Raw genomic sequence first — 20,304 nt, forward strand, 5'->3', positions numbered from 1 at the left:
GCACTTGACCGTCATCTACGGTGCCTCGGACACTGGTAAGTCCTTCATCGTCGAAGCCATCGACTACATGCTCGGTGCCAGTAGCCTCAAAAAAATCCAGGAAGCTGACGGATACACCCGAATCCTGCTTGGCCTTCGCTTGGCTGACGGCCGAACCGTTACCCTCTCACGTGCCTCCGACGGCAACAAGGTCGACGTTCACAGCGGAGACCTTCGCGCACTCACTAGCGCGGCCCCGGAGAAGACTCTCAACGTTAAACACAACAGCAAAAGTGAAAACAATCTGTCCCGATATCTGCTTAAACTCATCAGAGCTGACGGTCGCAACCTCCTAAAGAACCAGCGTGGCGAACTGGTCTCTCTCAGCTTCCGTCATCTGGCCCACCTCTGTGTCATCAGCGAGACGCAGATGGCCGCGCCCCGCTCACCAGTTCTCACGAGCGGGCAGAAAACCAACCTCACCGCAGAGAAATCGGTCTTCAAGTATCTGCTGACCGGGGAAGATGAACCGGAGAGGCCAAAGGGTGCGAGCAATATCGAGAAGAAGGTCGGTAAAGGCAAGATTGATCTCCTCGACCAGCTCATCACCGACACACGAGACAGCCTCACTTTCAAGGTGAACGAAACTGAACTACGCGAACAACTCGTTCTTCTCGAAACTGCCTTGGCTAGCAAATCGGCGGCCATCGGAGAACTGATCACCGATCGGTCCGTCCTTCTGGAGCGGACACGCGCTCTGGAAGTACAGATTACCGACAATCGTGTCCGCGCTGGCGAAGTCCAGACACTCCTCGCCCGCTTTCTACTGCTGCGCCAGCAGTACGAGTCAGACCTCGCTCGTTTGCAGATGGTTGCTGAAGTCGGAAATCTCCTCGGATACTTCCGCAGTGGAACGTGCGTATTCTGCGGCGCCGCCCCCGAACACCAGAAGGCCGGCCATCACCTTCACGAGGCTACACAGCTCCAGGCCGCCGTCACTGCAGAGACCCGTAAGACTACCGAACTCCACACCGATCTACTCACCACCATCCAGGACTTGGAAGGCCAACTAAACAGCCTGGGCCACGCACACGCCGCTTTTCAGGCCCAGACAGAAGCGCTACGCCGCAGCCTGGCTGTCCTCGACGAACGCTTGACCCCGTTGAACGACGACAATCAGGAGCTTTTGGCCACCCGTTCACGGATTCAGACGGACCTCGCTGTCCACGCCCAGATCCGGCGACTCGAAGATCTGAAGACCAGCCTGTCGAGTACACCGGAAGATCGACCACCGGCTCGGCTAGAGGGCATCCCAGCCGCTAACCTTGTCGAGTTTGAGCGTATGCTCCAGGAAATGCTGCAGTCTTGGAAGGTGCCCGGCGATAACCGTGTCATCTATGACCAGAAAACAGCAGAGATCACCGTTGATGGCCGCTCTAGGAATAGTCGCGGCAAAGGAATGCGCTCGATCATCCACGCTGCTTTCTCCGCTACTCTCGCCCTGTACACTACCGCTCGAGACCTCCCGCACCCCGGTTTTGTCGTCCTGGACTCACCGGTGCTCACCTACCGCGAGCCGCACGAGGAAGACGTTCAGCTCACACATAACGTCGTCGAGCATTTTTATCGCGGTCTGCTCAACGGTTTTCCTACCCAGACCATCGTCGTGGAGAACGGCGACCCACCCAGGGATCTGGGCTCGTACGCCACGGTGTACGCCTTCAGCACCGAAAGGTCGAACCGTGCCGGGTTCTTCCCAGCATAGGCGGCGAACTGATGCACTCCCTCGACTGACACCACGGATGTATCGGCCGCGTGATCGGCCTGCATTCCAGGAGAGGCGCAAGCCTGCACATCCGTAATACAGAGGCGTAGCGCTCGGCCGCTGCGGAGGACGTGGCTTCATGAGCTCCAACTGCGCAGGAGAGCGAACTTGACATCGCCATCGTGGACCGCGCCATAACGCGACTCGACCGCATGGCTCGAACGGCGTAATCTCTGCGGCTTGTCCATGGTTTTGTCCATGAACTGGTCTCGGACAGTGCTTCTGATGCGATCGTTTGGCCAACCGTTGGGCGCTCCGCCTGCGGTTCCCTCTAACGGGTGATTTTGCGGCCTCATAATCCCTTGACCGCGGGTTCGAGTCCCGCCCGGCCCACCCGTCTGACCAGGCAAGACGGCATTCCCCCTTCGGATCCAAGATCGTATGTTCATGGGTGGATCGTTGCCGTGGTCCTGGCTGTAGTCGAACGCTGTCTGTCATGACTGGGGTAGAGCAGAGGAGCGACCGCCGAGGGAGGGGCAACATCCGCCGCCGCAGTGGCACGTTGTGGGTGCGGGTTCGAGTCCCGCCCGGCCCACGACCAGGCAAATCGAAAGGACTCGATCCCATACAGCGCTCGCAAAGCAAGGGGTCCAACGCCGCGAGCGACGTTGGCAGTTCGATGATTTACGAGAGTTTCTGCCTCACTGGCGACGTCATCATCTCAGGCTTGATGTGTCGGACCGAGCGTCCATTCCGGTGGGTCCAGTCCAGGCTAGGGCCACCGGCCGGTGCTGTGTGATCTTATGGTGGTCCATCCTTGAAACATCCGGTGATGTATGGAGTGGCGCGTTGTGGGACCGTTGGACGTAGGGGATCCGGCGAAGATCGGCCCGTATACCCTGCGCGGCCGGCTGGGCCGCGGGGGCATGGGGCAGGTCTACCTCGGCGTGAGTAAGACGGCCGACTGGGTCGCGGTGAAGGTAATCCGGGCGGGGCTCGCCGACGACGCTCACCTGCGGGCTCGCTTCAAGAGCGAGGTCGCAAACCTGCGGCGGGTCTATGGGGCGCGAGTGGCGCGGTTCGAGGGCGCCGACTTCGATGGTGATCAACCGTGGCTGGCTGTGGAGTACGTGCCGGGGCGGTCGTTGAAGGAGTTCGTCGAGGACGACGGGGTCTTGCCGACTGACCTGGCGGTGACACTGGGGCTGTTGTTGGCCGAGGGGCTCGGGAAGATCCATCAGGAAGGGCTGCTGCACCGCGACCTCAAGCCGCAGAACATCCTTCTGGGCCCGGACGGCCCGAAGGTCATCGACTTCGGGCTGGCGGTGCTGGTCGGACGGGATCACCAGCTGACCAAGACGGGCGAGGTGGTCGGCACGCCGGTGTACATGTCTCCGGAGCAGGCCGACGGCGAGTCGGATCTGACGGCGGCGACAGATGTGTATTCGCTGGCGGCGACGCTGGTGTACGCGGCGACCGGACGACTGCTGTACGGCTCGCTGACGGGTATGAAGCTCTTCGACGCGATCCGTGACCCCGCCACGCTGCCAAATCTCAGCGGGCTGCCGTCGGAGCTGGTGGCGCTGTTCGGGCAGATGCTGGCGCACGATCCCCAGGCGCGGCCGTCGTTGTCGGCGGTCGAGGAGACGCTGCTGAAGCTTGTGGAGAAGCCGGGCCGGACGGTCAAGGAGCTGCGTGACGCCTTGACACAGCGCACGGCCACTGAGCCGAGCCTGCCCAGTGAGCCGGGCGAGATCGACATCGAGGTGGCCGGGGAACCGAATCCGGAACCGACGCCCGAACCAGTGACGACTGAGCAGTCGGCCGCGATGGACTCCGAGAGCGCGGAACCTGAGCCGGTCGCGATCGACGTCGGGTGGCTGGTCGCAGAGGTCCGGGAGCAGTACGACCGCAAGCCTGTTCTGTGAGGCGAGGGAACACAGTGTCGGAGAAAGAAGTACAGGCGGACACGTTGGAGTCCCCCACACCGTATGCGCCGGGTGCGCGGATCTTCGCCCGGGATGAGGAGTGGCTCGTGCGCAGCGCGGTCCACACCGACCACGACGGTTATCTGATCAAGGCCGTCGGGGTGTCGGAACTGGTGCAGGACGAGCCGATCGCGCTGTTCGACAAGCTGGAACCGGTCGAGCTGGTGCAGCCTGAGGAGACTCGGCTGGTCCTCGATGACACGCCGAAGTTCCGACGCAGCCGCTTGTTCCTGGAATCGGTCCTGCGTCGCACGCCGTTGCCGCGTTCGGAGCGGGGGCTCGCGCTGGCGGACGGGTTCCTGCTCAACCCGCTGCCGTATCAGCAGCGTCCGGCGGAATTGGCCCTCAAGGGGATTCGGCCGCGGATCCTGATCGCTGACGTCGTCGGCCTGGGCAAGACCCTGGAGATCGGACTGATCCTGGCCGAGCTGATGCGTCGGGGCCGCGGTGAACGGATCCTCGTGGCAACACCGCAGCACGTGCTGGAGCAGTTCCAGCGGGAGATGTGGACCCGGTTCTCGATCCCGCTGGTGCGCCTGGACTCCCTGGGGATCGAGCGGATCCAGCGGGAGATCCCGGCCGGACGTAACCCGTTCACCCACTTCAAGCGGGTGATCGTCTCGATCGACACGCTCAAAGACTCCAGCCGCTACGGCCATCACCTGGAGAACACGCGCTGGGAGGCGGTGGTCATTGACGAGTCGCACAACCTCATCGGTGCCACTACCCAGCGCAACAAGCTCGCGCGGCTGCTGGCCTCACAGACCGACGCACTGCTGCTGGCCAGCGCGACCCCGCACAACGGTGACAAGCGCTCCTTCGCGGAGCTGATCCGTTTGCTGGATCCAGCGGCGATCGCGGACCCGAACAACTATGAGGCTTCCGACATCGAGCACCTCTACATCCGTCGGACGAAGGTCAGTCAGGAGGTGCAGAACCACCTCGCGGGCAAGTGGGCCGAGCGCGGCCCGTCGACGCCGATCCGGTGCGCGGCCACGAGCGCGGAGGAGAAGGTCTTCGCCGAGTTCGCCCAGACCTGGCTGCCGGGAGCCGACCGCGAGGGCGGTCCGGTGGTAGATCGCCAGAACCGCCTGTTCCCGTACACGCTGCTGAAGGCATTCCTGTCGTCGCATGTGGCGCTGAAAGAAACAGTGTCGAAACGGTTGGAGTCGCCGAAGTGCACTGATGAGCGCGAACGCCGAGCGCTCGCGACGTTGCTCGAGCTGGCTGCGAAGATCCGGGACGAGGACTCGGCGAAGCTGGCCGAGCTGATCACCCAGCTGCGGGAACGCGGCATCGGCCCGACGAGCACGACACGGATCGTGGTGTTCTCCGAGCGCATCGCCACGCTGAAATGGCTCGAACGGGTCGTCCCCGAGAAGCTGGGGCTCAAGCCCGACGCGGTGCGGATCCTGCACGGCGGTCTGCCCGACCAGAAGCAGCAGAAGATTGTCGAGGAGTTCGAGCTGGCCGGAAGCCCGGTCCGGCTGTTGCTGACCGGCGACGTGGCCTCCGAGGGCGTCAACCTGCACCGCGCGTGTCACCAGATGATCCACTACGACCTGCCGTGGAGCCTGATCCGCATCGAACAGCGCAACGGCCGTATCGACCGCTACGGTCAGAAGCAGAATCCGCAGTTCGCGGCCCTGATTCTCACATCGTCCACGACCGGCGCGAAGGACGACACCACCGTCGCCGAGAAACTTCTGGAGCGAGAGGCCGAAGTGCACCGCAGTCTGGGCAGCGCTGAGGCGGTAACAGGGGAGTACCTGGCGGACCGCGAGGAACGGCGGCTGATGGAGGACCTGCTCAAAGGCAAGTCGGTCGAGGAAGCGGTGGAGCCGGCCGAGGAACGCGACGTGCTCGCGGACCTGCTCGCCGATGTCGGCACGCTCGGCGACGGACCGGATCCGCAGCGTGTGCGGGTGCCGAGCTTGTTCGGGTCCACGTCGGACTTCGTCGGCGAGGCGCTTCAGGAGCTCTACCGGGACCCGGAGACCGAGCTTGACCTGGCACGCGAGGATGGCATGCTCGCGTTCAACGCGCCACCGGATCTGGAGCAGCGGTTGTCGGACCTGCCCGCCTCGTATCTGGCGGCCCAGAGGGTCGACGGCACGGTGCGCCTCAAGCTCACCTTCGACCGCGACCTGGCGCAGCGCAAACTCGACGAGACCCTGCAGAAGAAGCAGACGAGCTGGCCGGATCTGTCGTATGTTAGCGAGATCCACCCGTTGCTCGACTGGCTCGCCGATAAGACGCTGGTGCGGTTAGGCCGAAAGGATGCTCCGGTCGTCCTCGCGAACGTCGACGAGCCGGTGTTCCTCGTCCAGGGCGTCTACTGCAACCAGCTCGGCCAGCCGACCGTCGTGGAATGGATGGCGGTTCGCGGCCTCCCCGGTAGCCCGGTGATCGAACCTCTCGATCAGGCCCTGCGCAAGGCCGAGGTGAAGCCGGACATGGCCAACCCGAAGGCCGATGTCGACATCGCGGCGCTGGAGAAGCTCGTGCCCGAGGCGATCGCCGCCGCTCGCGCGCACCTGGAGCAGCGCCGCGCGGACTACGACGAGTCTATTGTGGAGCCGCTGCGGGCGTATCGGGAGCGGGTAGATGAGTGGGAGCAGCTCGCGCTGGAAATCTCGACGTCGCGGTCGAACAAGGTGCGGGACGCCGCCGCCACGCAGCGGCAGTTGATCGCGGAGCTGGAGACGACGGGCCAGCCGCTGCTGCGGCTGCTGGCGGTTGTGGAGCGTGCCCAGTGAGCTACGAGTCCCTGACCAACCGAGGCGAATACCTGCCCGCCCACTACCTCGCCGAGGTCTTTCCCGGCGCGTTGAGGGGTAAGGACGGGCTGCTGGCCCGCTGGCGCGACGCCGCTGAAGCCGCCCACGTTGCCGCCCGCCAGGCCACCGGTGACGAGAAGGCACGTGCCGAACGCGCCACACCCCGCGCCGGACTGGCCGAGCTGCGCCAGATCTACCTCAAGGCCAAGGAACGCTTTAAGGAGCTCGACGACAACGCCGACCGGCACGACGCGCTCCGCGACCTGCACCAGAAGGTCCTGCTGGCGCTGGGTTTCGCCCCGCAGCCGGGCGAAGCCACCGTGACCACGGCGGCCGGCGCGCACCAGGTGGTCGTCGCGCACGCCGACGACCGGGTCGTGGTCGTGGACTGCGAGTGGGCCGACGACGCCGACGCCGCCAGCGACCCCGACGGCGCCGGACGGCTGCTCACCCCGGTCGAGCTGGACAACCGCGAGCGCATCACCAGCGGTGTCAAGCTCGCAACCCACCTGTTCACCAGTGAAAAGCCACCGCTGTATGTGCTGCTGGCCGGTGGCGGCATGCTGACACTCGCCGACCGGCGCAGCTGGGGCGAGGGCCGCTATCTCGCGGTCAACCTGGATCTCGCGCTCGCCCGCAACGACACCAGGACCGCGGGCGAGCTTGACGCGATCGCGGCCCTGTTTGGAGCCGACTCACTCTACGAACCCCCGGAAGGCGGCGACGACCAGCTCACCAAGTTTCTCTCCGCGGGCCGTCAGCACGCGGTCGGTGTCTCTAAGGAACTCCGCGAGGGCCTGCGGGACTCGGTCGAGCTCATCGCCAACGAGGTCCTCGCACGCCTCAGCGAGGCCGGGGTGAGCCTGGAACAGATCGCTCCACCGAAGGAACTCGGCCGCCAATTCACCCGCGAAGCTCTGCGCTACCTCTACCGCATCTTGTTCCTGCTGTATGCCGAAGCCCGTCCTGAACTCGGTGTACTGCCGGTTGACCACCCTGAATACACCGAGGGCTACAGCCTTGCCCGTCTCGGGGAGCTGGCCAGCCGCCCGATGGTCGGCGAACGCGCCCGCACCGGCTTCCACCTCTACGACTCCCTCGAGCTGCTGTTCCGCATGGTCAACGACGGTCATCGGCCCCGAGGCGGCGAGACGATCGACGATAGGGCCAGCGAGAGCGAGGGCATCCGGTTCGAGCCGCTGCGGTCGGACCTGTTCCTGCCGGACGCGATCACGCTCATCGGTCGTGACCGCGTCGTGCACCCCGACGACGACCCCGATGACCCGAACGCCCGGCACATCGACACGCGGCTGCGCAACGAGACGCTGCGCGAGGTGCTGCGGCTGCTCATGCTCACCCGAGGCAAGAAGAAGGAACGTGGCGGTTTCATCTCCTACGCCCAGCTCGGTATCAACCAGCTCGGCGCGGTCTACGAAGGATTGATGTCCTACACCGGGTTCATCGCCACCGAGGAGCTCTACGAGGTCGCCAAGGGCGGTGATCCGGACAAGGGCAGCTGGATGATCCCGGCCTCCAAGGCCGATGACTATGCCGACGAGGTCTTCGTCCGGGCGAAGGACGAGAACGGCAAACGCACCGGCGAACGCCACCGCTTCCCGAAGGGTTCGTTCGTCTACCGCCTCGCCGGCCGCGACCGCCAGACCAGCGCCTCCTACTACACCCCGCAGTCGCTGACCTCGGTCACCGTCGAACTCGCGCTGAAGTACCGCCTGGACCAGGACGGCACTACCACCCCGGCCCGGGAGTTGCTGGACTGGATGATCTGCGAACCAGCGCTGGGCTCGGGCGCGTTCCTCAACGAGGCCATCGACCAGATCGCCGCCGAGTACCTCCGCCGTCGTCAGCGCGAGCTTGGTGTCAACCTCGACCCGGAGCGGTATCTGCTGGAGAAGCAGAAGGTCAAGGCCTACATCGCCCTGCACAACTCCTACGGCGTCGACCTCAACCGCACCGCCGTCGAACTCGCCGAGGTGTCGCTGTGGCTCAACGTCATGCACCCCGGCCTGCAAGCCCCATGGTTCGGCCTGCACCTGCGACGCGGCAACTCCCTGATCGGCGCGAACCGCCGCTATTACCTGCCGAAACACCTGAATAAGAAACAGTGGCTGGCCACCACGCCGATCGACTGCCCGCTGAACGGCGGCGAGTTCCCGGATGGCGCGATCCACCACTTCCTGCTGCCCGCGAGTGGATGGGGCGCGGTCGCGGGCGAGAAGGAGGCCCGCAACCTTGCACCGAAGGCTGCGAAGGCCTTGAGTAAGTGGCGCACCACGATCAAGACCGCACCGAAGGGCGACAAGTCGAAAGGACAGGTCAAACGACTGCGGGCGCTCGCGAAGCGCGTCGAATTCCTGTGGGATCTGGTGCGGCAGCGCTTGGAGATCTCCGAACGCGAGATCCGCCGCGATATCGGGGTATGGGAGGCCGCCGACCTGCCGCCGGTCACCGAGGCAGTGTCGCGCGAGAAAATCCTCGCTGACCTCGAATACCAGGGCACCCCGTACTGGCGGCTCAAGACGCTCATGGACGTCTGGTGTGCCCTGTGGTTCTGGCCCCTCGACAAGGTCGGACTCCTCGACGGCACCGACCCGCAGTACGGCGAGGTCGCGACTGTTGAGACCGTCGAAGCTGAAGCAGACGAACCGGAAGCTGAGCCCGCGCCCGAAGGACTGTTCGGCGTGGCCGAACTCGGTGTCGCCGAACAGCTTTCGATGCCGCAGGTGTCTCGCAAGAAACCGAAGTCCAGCACACGCAAGGCCACGGCGATCGAGCGGCTCGCGAGAAAAATCCCGCTGACCACCCTGGACGACTGGCTCGACTTCGCCGAATCACTCCTCGGCCGCCTCGACGTCACCGACGAGAACAGCCTCTTCAACGTCTCCTTCGATGACCTCGACACCCTGGAACAGTTCGAAGACGAACTTCCCGCCGTCATGTCCATGGACCAGCCCCACCGGCTGGCAGAACGGTTCCCGTGGCTCGACGTCGCCACCGAAGTCGCCGAAGACCAGGGCTTCTTCCACTGGGAACTCACGTTCGCGCAGGTCTTCGCGCGGGGCGGCTTCGACCTGCAGATCGGAAATCCGCCCTGGGTGCGGCCGACCTGGGACGAGAGCTCGGTATTGGCGGAGTTCGACCCGTGGTTCGAACTTGCCGAAAAGCCTTCTGTCGAGGATTGGAATGCGCGCAAGGACAAGCTGATCGATACGACAGCCGTGCGCGCGGACGTTCTCTCGGAGCTGGCGGCGACCGTCGGGATGGTGGAGGTTCTGTCATTGAGCTCGACGTATCCGCTGCTCGTCGGCACACAGCCTGACCTTTATCGCGCATTCATGTGCCGAAGCTGGGCAAGTCTCCGGGGGCAGGGAACAACAGGGCTCATACATCCGGACAGCCATTTCGACGGTGTCAGGGAAGGACGGTTGCGGGAAGCCGCGTATCGGCATCTGCGGGTACATGGCCTGTTCGTGAATGTCTCGAACTGGGCTTTCGATGATCTCAGCAGGCGACAGCAGTTCGGGGTCCACATCTACGGTCATCCGTACGAACCTGACAGAATCAACTTCAAGCATCTCAGTCAACTTCACGGCGCACGGGTGCTGCCGGGCTCGCTGATACATGACGGAACGGGTGAGTATCCGGCTCAGAAAGTCAAAGGTGAGTGGGATGTGCGCCCGCACCGGGCGCGGATCATCGAGGTGACTCGGGAAAAGCTCGACCAGTGGCGACAGTTGAGCGGGAATTTGGATTCTCCGGCCGAACGGACATCGTTGCTCTACCCAATCACCGTGTACGAGGAAGCAGCTATTTCTGCGTTGTCTCAGCCGCGTATTCGTCTCGGCGATCTCGCACCCAGAATTTCAAGCGGCTACCACGAAGCCGGCGCGAAGAAGGCCGGGTTGATCAGATGGAAGTCGTCGCGGCCGGACTCATGGGATGGCGTTGTCTTGCAGGGGCCTCACTTCGGGATCTCCACTCCGTTTGCGAAGCAGCCAGACGAGACGGTCAAGTCGAATAACGACTGGTCGCCGTGGGATCTCACGACGCTTCCGGAGGATGCACTGCCGAGGACGAACTACACGCCGACCGACAACCGGGACCAGTTCATCGCCGCGCAGGACAGGTGGATCGACCACGAGCGTCTTTACAGTGCAGAGCATGTGGAGGAAACCTGCGACGAGCAAGAGTTGATCGACCGGCCGTACTCGGAGTTCTACCGACTCGCTTGGCGGCGACGTATCGACCCGAAAGGTTCCGAGCGCAGCCTCTTCGCGTCCCTCGTTCCGCCTGGTGCGACGCATATTGACGCGGTGCACTCCCTGGCGTTGCGCGAGAACGTGGACACCGTACTCACCGCTGGCTTCTGGAGCTCTTTGCCGCTCGACTATCTGCTCCGCATCACGGGGAGGGCGGATCTGCGAGTGGCCGAAGCCCAAAGGATGCCCGCAGCCGAGTCGGGGCATCCGTTGGCTCCGGAACTCGTCCTACGCATCCTCCGCCTCAACTGTCTGACTCGCGCCTACGAACCGCTGTGGTCGGAGCTGTTCGATCCGCTGTGGGCGGAACATCGCTGGGCGGTCGACTGGCCAGGCCTTCCGGCGCTTGGCAACGTGTCGCGCGACTGGACCTGGCACACGCCGCTGCGCAGCGAGTACGCCCGCCGTGCGGCGCTGGTCGAGATCGATGCTCTGGTGGCGGTCTGGCTCGGCATGGGGATTGAGGAGCTGCTCGCGATCTACAAGTCCCGCTACCCGATCCTTGCGGACCGCGAAGCAGAAATGTACTTCGACAAGACCGGTCGTCGGGTTGCCGCCGACTCGTACGCGTTCGGCTACGGCCAGACGAAGGACGATTGGTTGGCCTACCAGGAGCACCTGAAAGATCCGGAGAACGTGCCGCCGCCGCAGGGCTACGAAGGTTTGCTGTACACGGTGGACCGTGAAGCCGAGATGCGGCAGGCCCACGCCGTGTTCAGCGCGCAACTCGCGGCGGCGAATCAGAAGGCGGAGACCCTGTCATGAGGCCGACGCTGGCGACCGAGGGGCTGCGCAAGAACATCACGCAATACCTGGCGACGTCGTTCGGGCTGACCGATGACGGGGCGAGCGACGCGCTGGTGCAGTTCCTGAACCATCCGGAACAGGGCATCTTCCGGGGCCCGTATCTGCGGATCCGCACCCCGTTCCGTACGGCCGGTGACGGGTGGCGCGATCATCTGGACTGGGTTCCGCCCGGTCCGGGTGGCGGCGAATTCACGCCGTACGAGCATCAGGCGAAGGCGTTCGAGCGGCTGTCCACGCGCAATTCTCCGGCTGAGCCGACCCTGGTGACGACAGGGACGGGCTCGGGCAAGACGGAGTCCTTCCTGGTGCCGATCCTGGACCACTGTCGCCGCGAGAAGGCGCGCGGTGTGTCCGGGGTCAAGGCGGTGCTGCTGTATCCGATGAACGCCCTGGCCACCGACCAGACGAACCGGATCGACGAGCTGCTCGCCGGACCGGGGATGGAGCAGGTAACGGCGGGGCTGTTCATCGGTGACGTCGCGGCGGTGAACTACCAGCGGGTGCTGAATAAGCGCTCTGAGATCCGGGCCACGCGGCCGGACATTCTCATCACCAACTACAAGATGCTGGACCTGTTGCTGCAGCGTGCCGACGACCAGCCGTTGTGGCAGGACTCGGCGCTGTCCTATGTGGTGCTCGACGAGTTCCACACCTACGACGGCGCGCAGGGCACCGACGTCGCGATGCTCCTGCGGCGACTCGCGGCGGCCACCGGCAACACGCAGCCGAATCGTTCGCTCGGGTCGATCTGTCCGGTGGCGACGTCGGCGACGCTCGGTGCCGGTGGCGGCGCGTCCGGCAGTGAGGAGCTGCGGAAGGTCGCGGGCCAGGTGTTCGGGACGGTCTTCGACGAGGACTCGGTGGTCGGGGAGTCCCGTAAGACCGTCGAGGAAACTCTCGGGGACCGGGACTTCACGCTGCCGCTGCCCGATCCGGATGCTCTCGCGGCACTGCCGGATCCGGCGCGGGATCCGTCATTGATGGCCGAGCTCGCGTGCCTGCTCACCGACTCCGGCGACCTTGACCCGGCCGTGCTCGGGCGGAAGCTTCGCGCGCACAGCCTCACGGCGGCCGTGCTGGCGATCCTCGGGGGCGAGCCGAAGCCGTATCCGGAGATCCTCGAACTGCTCCCGCGTCAGGGCGCGTACGCATGGGGCGAGGCGCTGCGGACGCGGCCCGAGGTGGCGTCGACGGCGTTGGCGCGGTTCGTGGCGCTGCTGTCGGTCGCGCGCGACCCGGAGGCGCCGAGTCGCCCGTTGTTGGGAATCGAGTCGCATCTGTGGGTGCGTGCGGTGTCGCGGCTGCTGCGCGCGGTCGACCGGACGCCGGCGTTCTGGTGGGACGGCGAACCAGTGCGGGAGCCGGATCTCGATGAACAGGAGAACGAGGAGACGTCCGGACTGGCGGATCGGCGGCACCGGCTGCTGCCCGCGGTGTACTGCCGCCACTGTGGACGGTCCGGGTGGGCGGCGATCTCGCCGGAGCGCGATCCGGAAGAGCTCGTGTGTGAGCCGGACAAGATCTACCGCGCCGGTCTCGGGCGGGACAAGCGACGGGTGCGAAACCTGATCCTCGCCACCGACAGCGAACGGCACCGACGAGATCCGGCGCTGGTGATGCTCGACCCGATGGGTGCGCGGGTGCGGCCGTTCGACCCGATCCGCGACGGCGCCGACGCGGGTGACGAGTTCGCGGTGCTGTGGGACGACTCGGTCGCGGCGGCCGAGAAGGACCGGTGTCCGGCGTGCGGGATGGACAACGGTATTCGGTATCTCGGTGCCGGTCTGCCAACCTTGGCGTCGGTGGTGGTCACCGAGCTGTTCACCGGAGGGGAACTGAGCGGTTCGGCACGCAAGACTCTGATGTTCAGTGACTCGGTACAGGACGCCGCGCATCGGGCCGGGTTCGTGTCCTCTCGCTCCTACGGGTTCTCGCTGCGGTCGCTGCTGCTGGACCAGACGGTGTCGGGAGAGTCGGTGCGGCTGCACGACCTCATCGCCGACGTCACCGGCGCGGCGGCGGACCCGCAGGTGCTCTCGGCGGTCGTGCCGCCCGATCTGCACACGCATCCCGAGGTCGACGCGCTGCTGGCCGGGGAGCATTCCGGGAGCCGCGAGACCTGGAAACTCATCGCGCAGCGGCTCGCGTTCGCCGTGATCATGGAATTCGGACTGCGGTCCCGGCAGGGTCGCACTCTGGAACTCAGCGGGGCGATGGCGGCCGAAGTCGCGCTCGACGAGCCGGACGCCGCGCTCGCGCTGGTGCGGGAAGCGGTGCGCGACGCCGGGCTGCTGGATCCGGACGTGCTCTCCGACGCGCGGTTGCTCGCGTTCGTACGGGGGCTGCTGGAGCGGATGCGGTTGCGCGGCGCGATCTGGCATCCGTGGCTGGATGCGTATCTGCGGGAGGCCGGCCGGCGTTACCTGGTGTGGGGCGGTCGGCCGCGCGGGATGCCCGCGTTCCCCGAAGGGGTGGCGGCGCCGTCATTCGTACTCTCGGCACACAAGGACCGCAGCGAGTTCGACGTGCTGCCCACGCGCGGCGGCTGGTATCAGGACTGGACGAGCCGCTGCCTGGATCTGCCGCCGTCGGTGGCCGGGAACCTGCTGTCGCGGATCCTGCCGGAGTTCGCTTCGGCCGGGATTGTCGCCAGCCGCACCACGGCCGACGCCTCGACACGTGTGTTCGGGCTGCGGCCCGGGCATATCACCGCGCTGCGGCTTCCGGCCGACACCGAGACGGCCGGGGTGCGGTGCGGGTCGTGTTCATGGCAGCAGACCGTGCCGCCCGAACGCGTTCCGGACTGGGTTGGGCAGCCGTGCCTGCGGTATCGGTGCACCGGGATACTGCGGGAAGTGCGGTATTCGACCGACGACTACTACCGCGCGCTGTATTCCGACGGCGGGGTGTATCGGGTCGTCACCGCCGAGCACACCGGGCTTCTGACGCGGGCGCAGCGGGAGCAGACCGAAGCGGCGTTCCGCCGCAAGAAGCCCCGCTACAACGACCCGAACGTGCTCTCGGCGACACCGACCCTGGAGATGGGTATCGACATCGGCGACCTCTCCGCCGTCGTGCTCGCCTCCCTGCCGCCCGGGCCCGCGAACTACGTACAGCGAGCCGGCCGTGCGGGGCGCAAGACCGGCAACGCCCTGGTCGTCACCCTCGCGGACCGCCGAGAACGGGATCGTTACTACTTGTCCGAGCCGCGGGAGGTGATCGCGGGGGAGATCCTGCCACCGGGCTGTCACCTCTCGGCGATCGAGATCCTGCGCCGCCAGTACGTCGCGCACCTCGTCGACCGGGCCGCGAAGCGGGAACTCCCGGGTGTTGCACCGATGCCGCGTCTCGCGTCAGTCCTGTTCGGACCGTCCGGGTGGTTGGCGGATCTCGTCGCGGCCGGACAACGCGACGGGGCCGCGATCGTAGAGGAGTTCCTCGCGCTCTTCGGCGACGAGGTCAGCGCATCGTCCGCCGAGGCGCTGCGTGCGTTCGCCCTCGGCGGTCTGGAGGACGCCAAGAAGCGGATCGAGGACCAGTGGAACGAGCGGCTCGCCGACCTACGGTATCGCCTCCGCGCGATCGAGGAGGCACGAGGCAAGCTGGTCACCTCGGACCCCGACCAGGAACGCGAGTGGAAATCCCTGGGTTCCGAGCTTCGAGCCGTGCGCAGACGGCTCGGCGAATACGGCCGCACCCCCGCGCACGGGGTGCTGGTGGAATACGGGCTGCTGCCCAACTACGCGCTCACCGACGCGCGCACCACGCTCGAAGCGACGTTGACCTGGGACGAGACCGACGAGAACGGGGACCGGACGTACCACAGCGAGGTCCGTGAATACGACCGGCCCGCGCGGCAGGCGGTCGTCGAGCTCGCGCCGGGGCAGAGCTACTACGTGCGGGGATATCAGCATCGGGTGTCGGGACTGGACGTCGGGCGTCCCGAGCGGCCCGCCTGGGAGACGTGGCGGATCTGTCCGGCGTGTGGGTACGTCGTGGCCGAGGACGCCGAGCAGGACACTCGTCCGTGCGCTCGGTGTCAGGATGCGTCGATCGCCGACGCCGGGAACGTGCATAAGGTGCTTCGGCCTGCGAAGGTCACCGCGGTCGACAAGCGTGCCGACGCGCAGATCTCCGATGCCTCCGACGAACGCGAGCGTCGCACCTACAGCGTCGTGCCCACTGCCGACTTCCCGCCGGCGCTCATCGACGCCTCGTGGCGGCACACGACGAAGACGTTCGGCGTGGACTTCAGTCGCCGGGCGGTGATCCGGCACTTCAACCTCGGTCTCGCGAGGTTCGACCGGCCCGCTGCCGACACCTTCGCCGGACGTCAGGTCCGGCTCAACCCCTTCTACGCCTGCCAGGCGTGTGGCGGTACGACGAAGGACGGGCCGCCGGTCACCATCTCCACGCTGGGGGTCGCGCAGTCGAGCAACGGTCGTCAGCCGGGCACGGAGCATCACCGCAACTGGTGTCCGTATCGGCGGCTGCCGGACAAGGCCGGGCACGTGGACCTGCTGCTCGCCCACGAGCTCACGACCGAGGCGCTGCGGATCCTCGTGCCCGCGGTGACAGCCGGAGTGACCGAGCGGCTGGTGTCGTTCAAGGCCGCGCTGCGTCTCGGGATCGCCCATACCTACGGCGGCGACCCCGACCATCTCGACATCGTCCCGGCCGTCATGCCCGACCATGGCGAGGGACACGTGCGGCACTTCCTCGTGCTCTACGACACCCAGCCCGGCGGCACCGGCTATCTGCACCGGCTGTCGGATCCCGCAGAGTTCCGCGACATCCTCTCGCACGCACGGCTGGCGATCCGATCCTGCCGCTGCCAGTGGGAAGGCAAACTCGCCTGCCACCGGTGCCTGCTGCGCTACGCCGCCGACGACGAGTTCACCGTGATCAACCGGGCTGAGGCTCTGGAGCTGCTCGGCGCGCTACTGGAGACCTGGGAAGTCGAGCACGGCGCCCGGGCCGACGAGATCTCCCTGACCGATCAGGTCGAGAGCGAACTCGAAGCACGATTCCTGGCGGTGCTGCAGGAATGGAGCGACCGCCCGGACACGCCCGGCCGATTGACGCGGCAGACCGACCGGGACGGCGCGCGCTTCGCGGACCTGAAGTTCACGACCCCGGATAAGCAGGTCGTGCACTGGCAGATGAAACTCCAGAACGCCCTGCACCTCACGCGCCCCGACGTGCTGTTCACACGCATGGACGCCCTTGGGCGCCAGGTGGCGGTCTATCTCGACGGCTACCGCTACCACGCGGCGCCGACGATCAACCGGCTCGCCGACGACGCCGATAAACGGGCACGGCTGCGCGCGCACGACATCGACGTCTTCGCCATCACCTGGGACGACGTCGAACGTTGGCGCGGCAACCCGGTCGGGCGGGATCCCGTGTGGCCGCCGTATCGAGGCAACGCCCAGGACGCCGCCCGCGACCTCTACCAGAAGAGGTCCGGACGCGAACCCGGCGAACTCTCCGGGGCGGTGTGGGCCAACCCGATCGACACGCTGCTGGCCTATCTCGCCGAACCGGATCCGGAACTGTGGCAGCGGCGAGCCGAAGGCGCACTCGGGGGCCTGCTGCGGCAGGCCAAGGGCACCAAGACACAGACGAATTCGGCTGGCGTGCCGGACCGGATCCACGCCGCGTTGGCCGGAGACCCGCTGCCCGACTCGGTGCCGGGCGGGAAGATCGTGATCGTGCGGGCACCCGACGACAACAACTGCCCGGTGACGCTGCTGATCGACGCTCGATTGGGACAGCAGGTGTTCACCGCCGCGGTCGCCGTCGATGACCGGACCGCGACCATCACTGTCGACGAGGACGCACATCGCCGCCGGTGGATGGCATGGCTGTACTGGGCCAACCTCATCCAGTTCCTCCCGCACGGCGGGGGAGACGCCGCGCAGATCGCCGTCAGCGCCCTGGCGCAGTTTGACCCGTCGCTGCTGGCGGTGTCCGAGGGAACCGGCCTGCGACCGATGCTGCGGGACCTGCCCATCGACGACGAGACCTCGCGCTGGATCAGCCTCGACGCCGCGGTCACCCCGCCGTCGGCGACGCTGGACGCGGAGTGGAAGAGGACCTTCGAACTCGCCGACCCGGAGGAATCCGGACTGGAGACACTGCTGCGCGAGCTGGTCGCCTGCGCCGTGCCGGTCCCGGAGGTCGGCTTCGAACTCGGCGACCAGGGATGGCAGGCCGAGCTCGCCTGGCCGGAGAAACGAGTCGGCGTCGTGCTGTCCGCGACACGCGACGATCATGAAGCCGTCGAACGCGACGCCGCGTTCGCACAAGCCGGATGGCGCGTCGCCACCGCGAAGGATTGGGACATCGAGAAATTGATCGAGCAGCTCGGGCAGGGTGTGTGATGACCGTGGACAGTGGAGCAACGCTGCGCATCCTGGAGCGTGCGGACAAGGAGATCCTCAAGCTCTCGCGCGCGGACAAGGGGGCGGTCTACGAGTTCCAGCACAAGTTCCGGCGCAACCCGAACCACCCCGGGCTGCACCTCAAGCAGCTCAAGGGCGACACTCGGCTGTGGTCGGCCCGCGTCACGCAGGACTACCGGGCGCTGCTGCTCAGCATCCAGGACCAGGACTTCCTGCTCGTCTCGGTGCGGCACCGCAAGAATGCCTACGACGACCTCGAGCGCTACACCTACCGCATCAACGGTGTCACCGGCGGCATCGAGGTCATCGACCTCGCCGCCATCGGCGACAGCATCCTCGGACGGGTCGCCGGCGACGGGGCCGAACCCGAACAGGCCGCGGACGCCGCACCGCCACTGTTCGCCCACGTCACCGACGAACAGTTCGAAGAACTCGGTGTCGCGCCAGCACTGTTCCCGGCGATCGCGAAGGTCACCACCGAGGAGGAACTGCTCGAACTGGCGGACTGCGTCCCGCAGTTGACCGCCGACGTCCTGCTCGCGCTGTACGACGGCAAGACCTTCGACGAGGTCATGGAGCAGATCACCGCTCCGGTCGCGGTGGGAAATCCGGTCGACACCGAGGACTACGCGGCTGCGGTCGTCCGCCCGGCCACGCAGGTCACCACCGACGACGCCGCGCTGCAAGCCGTGCTGGCCGAGTCTTTCGCGCGCTGGCAGGTCTATCTCCACCCCACACAGCGCACGCTCGTCGAAAAGAACTACAACGGCCCCGCCCGGGTCAGCGGCGGCCCGGGAACCGGCAAGACGATCGTCGCGCTGCATCGCGTCAAACACCTCGCCGAACAGCTTCCCGAGGGCAGAGACAAGCCGATCCTGCTCACCACCTTCAACCGCAACCTCGCCGCCGACCTCCGCACCAGGCTGCTGGCGCTCGGCGGCGAACAGCTCGCGCGACGGGTGGACATTGTCAACATCGACAAACTCGCCAGCCGAGTCGTCGCGGAAGGAAACGACGACACCAAGCGCCGCATCGTCGGTAACGACCGCGCGCTGGAGGAATGGCGGTCGCTGCTGCTGGAACTCGACGACCAGCGCTTCCCGCCGGAATTCCTCGCCGCAGAGTGGGCGCAGGTGATCCTCGGGCAGGCACTGACCTCACGCACTGAGTACTTCCGTGCACGCCGCACCGGACGCGGACGCTCCCTCAAACGCGACGAACGCGACCACATCTGGCAGCTCGTCGAGCGATTCACCCAGCGTCTCGACGAACAGGGCATGTGGACAATGCGGCAGGTCGCCGCCGCGGCGGCCCGCCGCGAACTCGACCGCGCCGCTCGCGTCGAACACGCCGCCGCGAACGGAGAGAACTCCCTGTCCACACCCGAGTACCGCTACCGTCACATCGTCGTCGACGAAGCCCAGGACCTCTCGGCCGCGCACTGGACGATGCTGCGCGCGATGGTGGCCAAGGGCCCCAACGATATCTTCATCACCGGTGACCCGCACCAGCGCCTCTACGACAACTACGTCACCCTGTCCAGCCTCGGCATCAACATCCGCGGCCGCTCGGCCAAACTGACGCTGAGCTACCGGACCACGCGGCAGATCCTGCGCTGGTCGATGGGCATGCTCACCGGCGAGACCTACGACGACCTCGACGGCGGCGAAGACGACCTCACCGGCTACCGCTCCTTGCTCAACGGCCGCGACCCGGTGGCCCACGGGCTGTCGACATGGGCTGAGGAACGACGGTGGGTCGCCCAGCAGATCAAACAGTGGCAGGATGACGACGCTGGCAGCATCGCGATCGCCGTGCCAACCCGCCAGATGGCCGACGAGATGATCCGCGACCTCACCGACGCGGGCATCGACGCCGTCCAGGTCGGACCGGACGGCCCGGCTCGGGGCGACGGTTTTCACGTCGGCACCATGCACCGTTTCAAGGGCCTGGAGTACCAGCGGATGATCCTCTCCGGCGTCGCCGACGGAATCCTGCCACGCCAAGCCATCCGCCACTTCCAGGATAGCGATCCCAAGCGCTACCAACAGGAAAGAGCCCGCGAACGCTCCCTGTTGTTCGTCGCCGCGACCCGAGCACGCGACGAGCTCGTGGTGACCTGGCACGGGAAGGCGAGTGAGTTCCTAAACCAGGAAGGCGATTGACCATTCAGTTGGACGGTTCGTCTCGTTTGAGTGGATCTTTTCTGGGTCTCCAGCGAGTCACTCCCGTGGAGCGCACGTACCGTTCGCTGATGTTCGTCGCCGCGCTGTGTGTGCGAGGTCCTGGGCGTCGTGTGGC

6 protein-coding genes are annotated in these 20,304 nt (G+C 66.1%); all 6 read left to right on the forward strand.

All coding sequences use genetic code 11. From position 1 onward, the window contains the following. Nucleotides 1-4 precede the first annotated feature (4 nt). Nucleotides 5-1,744: a hypothetical protein gene (locus tag SACAZDRAFT_RS20655; RefSeq protein ID WP_198283879.1), complete on the forward strand. Its 1,740-nt coding sequence runs from the start codon at nt 5-7 to the stop codon at nt 1,742-1,744. 851 nt (nt 1,745-2,595) lie between these two features. Next, nucleotides 2,596-3,672, forward strand: coding sequence for a serine/threonine-protein kinase (locus SACAZDRAFT_RS20660; RefSeq protein WP_005444904.1), 1,077 nt, complete (start codon nt 2,596-2,598; stop codon nt 3,670-3,672). Between the two features lie 107 nt (nt 3,673-3,779). Continuing rightward, nucleotides 3,780-6,491 carry a DEAD/DEAH box helicase gene (locus SACAZDRAFT_RS20665; RefSeq protein WP_198283880.1) on the forward strand — a complete coding sequence of 904 codons (2,712 nt, stop codon included), beginning with the start codon at nt 3,780-3,782 and terminating at the stop codon, nt 6,489-6,491. After that, nucleotides 6,488-11,554, forward strand: a complete 5,067-nt coding sequence (locus SACAZDRAFT_RS20670) for a hypothetical protein (RefSeq protein WP_005444906.1) — start codon at nt 6,488-6,490, stop codon at nt 11,552-11,554. The genes SACAZDRAFT_RS20665 and SACAZDRAFT_RS20670 overlap by 4 nt, the downstream gene beginning before the upstream one ends. Further along, nucleotides 11,551-17,982 carry a DEAD/DEAH box helicase gene (locus SACAZDRAFT_RS20675; protein ID WP_005444907.1) on the forward strand — a complete coding sequence of 2,144 codons (6,432 nt, stop codon included), beginning with the start codon at nt 11,551-11,553 and terminating at the stop codon, nt 17,980-17,982. Before SACAZDRAFT_RS20670 ends, SACAZDRAFT_RS20675 begins: the two co-directional genes overlap by 4 nt. Further along, entirely contained in the window at nt 17,982-20,168 is a 2,187-nt protein-coding gene (locus SACAZDRAFT_RS20680; RefSeq protein WP_005444908.1) for a UvrD-helicase domain-containing protein, read from the forward strand. Before SACAZDRAFT_RS20675 ends, SACAZDRAFT_RS20680 begins: the two co-directional genes overlap by 1 nt. Nucleotides 20,169-20,304: the final 136 nt, after the last annotated feature.

This window comes from Saccharomonospora azurea NA-128, assembly GCF_000231055.2.
GTDB classification, from domain to species: domain Bacteria; phylum Actinomycetota; class Actinomycetes; order Mycobacteriales; family Pseudonocardiaceae; genus Saccharomonospora; species Saccharomonospora azurea.